The sequence below is a fragment of the Stenotrophomonas sp. 05L44_2 genome, from assembly GCF_056665995.1.
The window spans coordinates 1-5,168 of the sequence record NZ_JBFTNR010000248.1 but is presented as its reverse complement, the minus strand read 5'-3'; the positions used below and the strand labels follow the sequence as shown (position 1 = coordinate 5,168).

Annotated in this window: 4 protein-coding genes and 1 pseudogene; 2 read left to right on the top strand and 3 right to left on the bottom strand. The window is 67.4% G+C overall.

Annotated elements, in window-relative coordinates; translation table 11 throughout:
• Positions 1 to 133 precede the first annotated feature (133 nt).
• Together AC1VAN_RS10425 and AC1VAN_RS10420 are read left to right on the top strand one after the other, a co-directional pair.
• Complete coding sequence (locus AC1VAN_RS10425; RefSeq protein WP_480985756.1) at positions 134 to 2,977, top strand: valine--tRNA ligase; 2,844 nt, start codon at positions 134 to 136, stop codon at positions 2,975 to 2,977.
• Positions 2,978 to 3,106: 129 nt separating this feature from the next.
• Entirely contained in the window at positions 3,107 to 3,928 is an 822-nt protein-coding gene (locus AC1VAN_RS10420; protein ID WP_025879362.1) for an EamA family transporter, read from the top strand.
• A gap of 58 nt (positions 3,929 to 3,986) precedes the next feature.
• Here the strand turns inward: AC1VAN_RS10420 and rimI are convergent, their stop codons facing one another.
• The 3 genes and pseudogenes from rimI to AC1VAN_RS10405 form a co-directional block, all read right to left on the bottom strand.
• On the bottom strand, positions 3,987 to 4,484 hold the full coding sequence (gene rimI, locus AC1VAN_RS10415) for a ribosomal protein S18-alanine N-acetyltransferase (protein WP_480985755.1): 498 nt from the start codon (positions 4,482 to 4,484) through the stop codon (positions 3,987 to 3,989).
• A complete protein-coding gene (locus tag AC1VAN_RS10410) occupies positions 4,481 to 4,993 on the bottom strand; it encodes a hypothetical protein (RefSeq protein ID WP_442252313.1) in 513 nt (170 codons plus the stop codon). Before AC1VAN_RS10410 ends, rimI begins: the two co-directional genes overlap by 4 nt.
• Positions 4,990 to 5,168: pseudogene (locus AC1VAN_RS10405) on the bottom strand (CDP-diacylglycerol--serine O-phosphatidyltransferase); the annotation flags it as partial. The pseudogene AC1VAN_RS10405 and the gene AC1VAN_RS10410, both read right to left, overlap by 4 nt.

Below are 5,168 nucleotides of genomic sequence, written 5' to 3'. Positions count from 1 at the left end.
ACCCTGATCGGCTGGCTGCCCGCCGCGATCTGGGCTGCCTATTCGGTCAGCCAGTACCACACCGACCAGAAGATCCGGCGCACCCTCGGGTCGCGCTGATCTCCCTTCCCGCCTTGATGACTGGTTCCCCCGCATGACCCAACTCGCCTCCAGCTACGACCCGAAGTCCTTCGAGACCGACCTCTACGAGGCCTGGGAGAAGGCCGGCCATTTCAAGCCGTCCGGCAAGGGCGAGCCGTACACCATCCTGCTGCCGCCGCCGAACGTGACCGGCACCCTGCACATGGGCCATGCCTTCCAGCAGACCCTGATGGATGCGCTGGTGCGCTACCACCGCATGCGCGGCTACGACACGCTGTGGCAGGTCGGTACCGACCACGCCGGCATCGCCACCGAGATGGTGGTCAGCCGCAACCTGGCGCTGGAAGGCAACGGCGAGACCCGCGATTCGCTGGGCCGCGAGGGCTTCATCGGCAAGGTGTGGGAGTGGAAGCAGCAGTCCGGTGACATCATCGAACGGCAGATGCGCCGCCTGGGCACCTCGGCCGACTGGTCGCGCAGCACCTTCACCATGGACCCGCAGCCGTCCGAAGCGGTGATCGAAGCCTTCGTGCGCTGGCACGAACAGGGCCTGATCTACCGTGGCCAGCGCCTGGTCAACTGGGATCCGGTGCTGAAGACGGCGATCTCGGACCTGGAAGTGGAGAGCGCCGAGGAAGASGGYTTCCTGTGGTCGATCGCCTACMMGCTGGAYGAAGGSCTGAGCTACGAGCACGTCGAGCGCGATGCCGAYGGCGTCGAGACCCTGCGCGAAACCCGCGATTACCTGGTGGTCGCCACCACCCGCCCGGAAACCCTGCTGGGCGACACCGCGGTGATGGTGCATCCGGAAGACGAGCGTTACCTGCACCTGATCGGCAAGAGCGTGGTGCTGCCGCTGACCGGCCGCCGCGTGCCGGTGATCGCCGATGACTACGTGGACCGTGCGTTCGGTACCGGCGTGGTCAAGGTCACCCCGGCGCATGACTTCAACGATTACCAGGTGGGCGTGCGCCACAGCCTGCCGATGATCAACCTGTTCACGCCGGTGGCCGCGATCAACGACAACGCGCCGGAACGTTTCCAGGGGCTGGACCGTTACGACGCGCGCAAGGCCGTGCTGGCTGAACTGGAAGACCTGGGCATCCTGGTCGAGACCAAGGCACACAAGCTGCAGGTGCCGCGCGGCGACCGTACCGGCCAGGTGATCGAGCCGTACCTGACCGACCAGTGGTTCGTGAAGATGGACGAACTGGCCAAGCGTGGCCTGGAGCTGGTCGAGAACGGCAGCATCTCCTTCGTGCCGCCGAACTGGATCAACACCTACCGCCACTGGATGACCAACATCCAGGATTGGTGCATCAGCCGCCAGCTGTGGTGGGGCCACCGCATTCCCGCATGGTTCGATGCCGCCACCGGCAGCTGCTACGTCGGCCGCAGCGAAGACGAGGTGCGGGCGAAGAACAATCTCGGCAGCGACGTCGTGCTGAGCCAGGAAAGCGACGTGCTGGAGACCTGGTTCTCCTCGCAGCTGTGGCCGTTCTCCACCCTGGGCTGGCCGAACGAGCAGGCGATGGCCGAGCGCGGTTTCGACCGCTACCTGCCGTCGTCGGTGCTGRTCACCGGCTTCGACATCATCTTCTTCTGGGTSGCGCGCATGATCATGGCCACCGACAACCTGACCGGGAAGATCCCGTTCAAGGACGTCTACTTCACCGGCCTGATCCGCGACGGCCAGGGCCAGAAGATGTCCAAGAGCAAGGGCAACGTGCTCGACCCGCTGGACATCATCGACGGCATCACCATCGATGATCTGGTGGCCAAGCGCACCGGCGGGCTGATGCAGCCGCGCATGGTCGAGAAGATCGAGAAGGCCACGCGCAAGGAGTTCCCGGACGGGATCGCCGCCCATGGTGCCGATGCGCTGCGTTTCACCATCGCCGCGCTGGCCACCCATGGCCGCGACATCAAGTTCGACATGAACCGCGCCGAGGGCTACAAGAATTTCTGCAACAAGCTGTGGAACGCCAGCCGCTTCACCCTGATGAACACCGAAGGTGCGGCGTTCACCGGCGTGCCGACGCCGCGTACCGATGCCGAGCGCTGGATCCTCTCGCGCCTGGCCGCTACCACCGCCGAAGCGCAGGGTCATTTCGCCGCCTATCGCTTCGACCTGTTGGCGCAGTGCCTGTACGAATTCGCCTGGAACGAGTTCTGCGATTGGTTCCTGGAGCTGAGCAAGCCGGCATTGAACGGCGCCGATGCCGCCGACGCCGACAGCACCCGCCACACCCTGCTGTACGTGCTGGAAGCGCTGCTGCGCCTGCTGCACCCGTTGACCCCGTTCATCACCGAACAGCTGTGGCAGCAGCTGGCACCGCGCCTGGGCCTGGCCGAAACCACGCTGTCGCTGCGGCCGTACCCGACCGCCGCCGAATTCGAGGGCGACTTCACCCAGGCCGAGGCCGACGTGGAATGGTTGAAGGCGGTGATCAGTGCGGTGCGCCGCGTGCGCAGCGAACTGAACGTTGCCCCGTCCAAGCTGGTGCCGCTGCGCCTGCTGGCCGGCCAGGAACATGCCGGGCAGAGCCAGGACCGCGAGCGCATCGAGCGCTTCAGCGCTTCGCTGTCGTTCCTGCTGAAGCTGGACAGCATCCAGTGGCTGGCCGACGCACAGAGTGCGCCGCCGGCCGCCGCCGCGATCGTCGGTGAGCTGAAGCTGCTGGTGCCGCTGGAAGGCCTGGTTGATCTCGATGCCGAGCGCGCGCGCCTGGACAAGGAGATCAAGCGCGTGGAAGGCGAACAGGAGAAGAGCGAGACCAAGCTGGCCAAGTTCTCCGACAAGGTTCCGCCGGCGGTGATCGAGCAGGAACGCGTGCGCCTGGTCGACTGGAACAACCAGCTGGCCGGCCTGCGCGAACAGCGCGCGAAGCTGTAACGCCTCCCGGGTGGGTGCGGACCTTGGTCCGCACCGCTGTGATGTGCCAACCCAGGTTGGCACCTGCCATGCAAAACGATGTGCCGACCAAGGTCGGCACCCCCCCCTGTCTTTTGGCATCATCGCTTGATGCCGCTTTCCATCTTCCTGCTGGTCCTCGCCGCCGCCGCACTGCACGCCAGCTGGAACGCGATCGTCAAACGCGGGCCGGACAAGTTCCTCGGCACGGTGCTGGTCACCGGCAGCGCTGCACTGCTGTCGGCCATCGCCCTGCCCCTGCTGCCCATGCCCACCGCCGCAAGCTGGCCATGGCTGGCCGTCTCGGCGCTGCTGCAGGTGACCTACTACGCGTTGGTCGCACGCTGCTACCAACAGGTCGACATGAGCCTGGCGTATCCGATGATGCGTGGTTGCGCGCCCATCCTCGTTGCGCTGGCCGGCGCCGTGCTCGGCGAACGCCTGCCGCCGTCGGCCTGGCTCGGTGTCCTTCTGGTGAGTGGCGGCATCCTGTGCATGGCCCGCGGCGCACGTGGCGGTCAGCTGCGGCTGCCGTTGCTGACGGCGGCGATGATCGCCACCTACACCCTGGTCGATGCGCAGGGTGCGCGACTGTCCGGCAATGCGCTGAGCTACACGTTGTGGCTGTTCCTGCTGTCGGGCATTCCGTTGCCGTTGTGGGCGCTGCATCGGCAGCGCGGCAAGCTGCTGGCGTATGCGCGCCAGCACTGGCCGCTGGGCGTGGCCGGCGGCATCGGTACCACCGCCTCGTATGCGATGGCGCTGTGGGCGATGACCCAGGTGCCGGTGGCAATGGTGTCGGCGCTGCGCGAATCGTCGATCCTGTTCGCGCTGCTGATCTCGGTGTTCCTGCTGCGCGAGCGGGTACCGCGTGCACGCTGGGTGGCGGCCGCGCTGATCGTGGCTGGCGTGCTGGCGCTGCGGTTGGCGTAAACAACGCATCGGTAGCGCCGGGCCATGCCCGGCGAGCGCAGCGGCCACGCGACGCCGATTACAGCGGCGGCATTGTCTCCAGCTCGCCGTCCACCAGCTCGATCGCCATCACCAGCGCATCTTCGCGCCCCTGCGCAGCAGGGTAGTAGCGGGGACGCCGGCCGATCTCGTTGAAGCCTTCGCTGTGATACAGCGCCAGCGCCGGGGTATTGGACGGACGCACTTCCAGGAATACCCGCTGCGCGCCTCGATCACCGGCCAGGCGGACCAGCGCACGCAGCAACTGGCGGCCGAGCCCACRCGACTGCACCAGCGGATCGATGCAGATGTTCAGCACATGTGCTTCATCGGCAGCGAGGCTGAGCACGCCATAGCCGATCAACAGGCCATCGCGCTCCATGGCCAGGCCGGGGTAACCGGCACGCAGGCAATCCAGGAAAATGCCGCGGGTCCAGGGATAGGGATAGCCACGCACTTCGATGGCCATCACCGCGTTGAGATCGCTCTCGCGCAGCGCACGCAGCGCCACCGGGCCGGGCTGGCTGACCGCACTCATGCGGTTCCGCCCTTGCGCAGCGCGCGCAGCTGCGGCCACAACTCGCGCTTGGCTGCGGGGTCGCGACGCAGTTGCTCCAGCGGCCAGCTGTCCATCAGTGCCTGGGTGGCGGGGTCGTTGGGATTGCAGCCCGAGGCACGCAACAGCGCGATCTGCAGGCGGTCAGGCAGGCGCACCAGCGGCTGGCGCGCGTTGCCGGTGGGCAGCGGACGGGCCGCAGCCGGGACGGTGTCCGGCGCCGCTACCGGCACGGCAGTGCGTGGTGGCGCGCGCTCGAGCCGAGGCTCCGGCGCCGCGCCACGCTGGCTGGGTGCGTGCTGCATCGAAGGTGGAGCCGCGCGCGTCGCCTCGACCGGCACGGGTGCCGATGCTGCGGCTTCAGCCACGCTCAGCTGCAGTGCCGCGTCCATTTCGGCGGCCAACTGGCCGTCGTGATAGACGGTGTAGCCCATGGCCTGCAGCCACGCCTGCTGGGCCGGGGACCACAACACGGGCAGGTCCTGGCTCACGCCGCCTCGGGCTTCTTGCGCAGGCGCTGCACGCCCCACATCACCGGGCCTGACAGGGCGTACAGGATGCCGACGACGAACAGCACGCGGGGCAGGTCGATCACCGCGATGGCGATGGCGATCGGCACCAGTGCCAGCACCAGGAACGGGACACGGTCCGAGCGCGCGCCCTGCT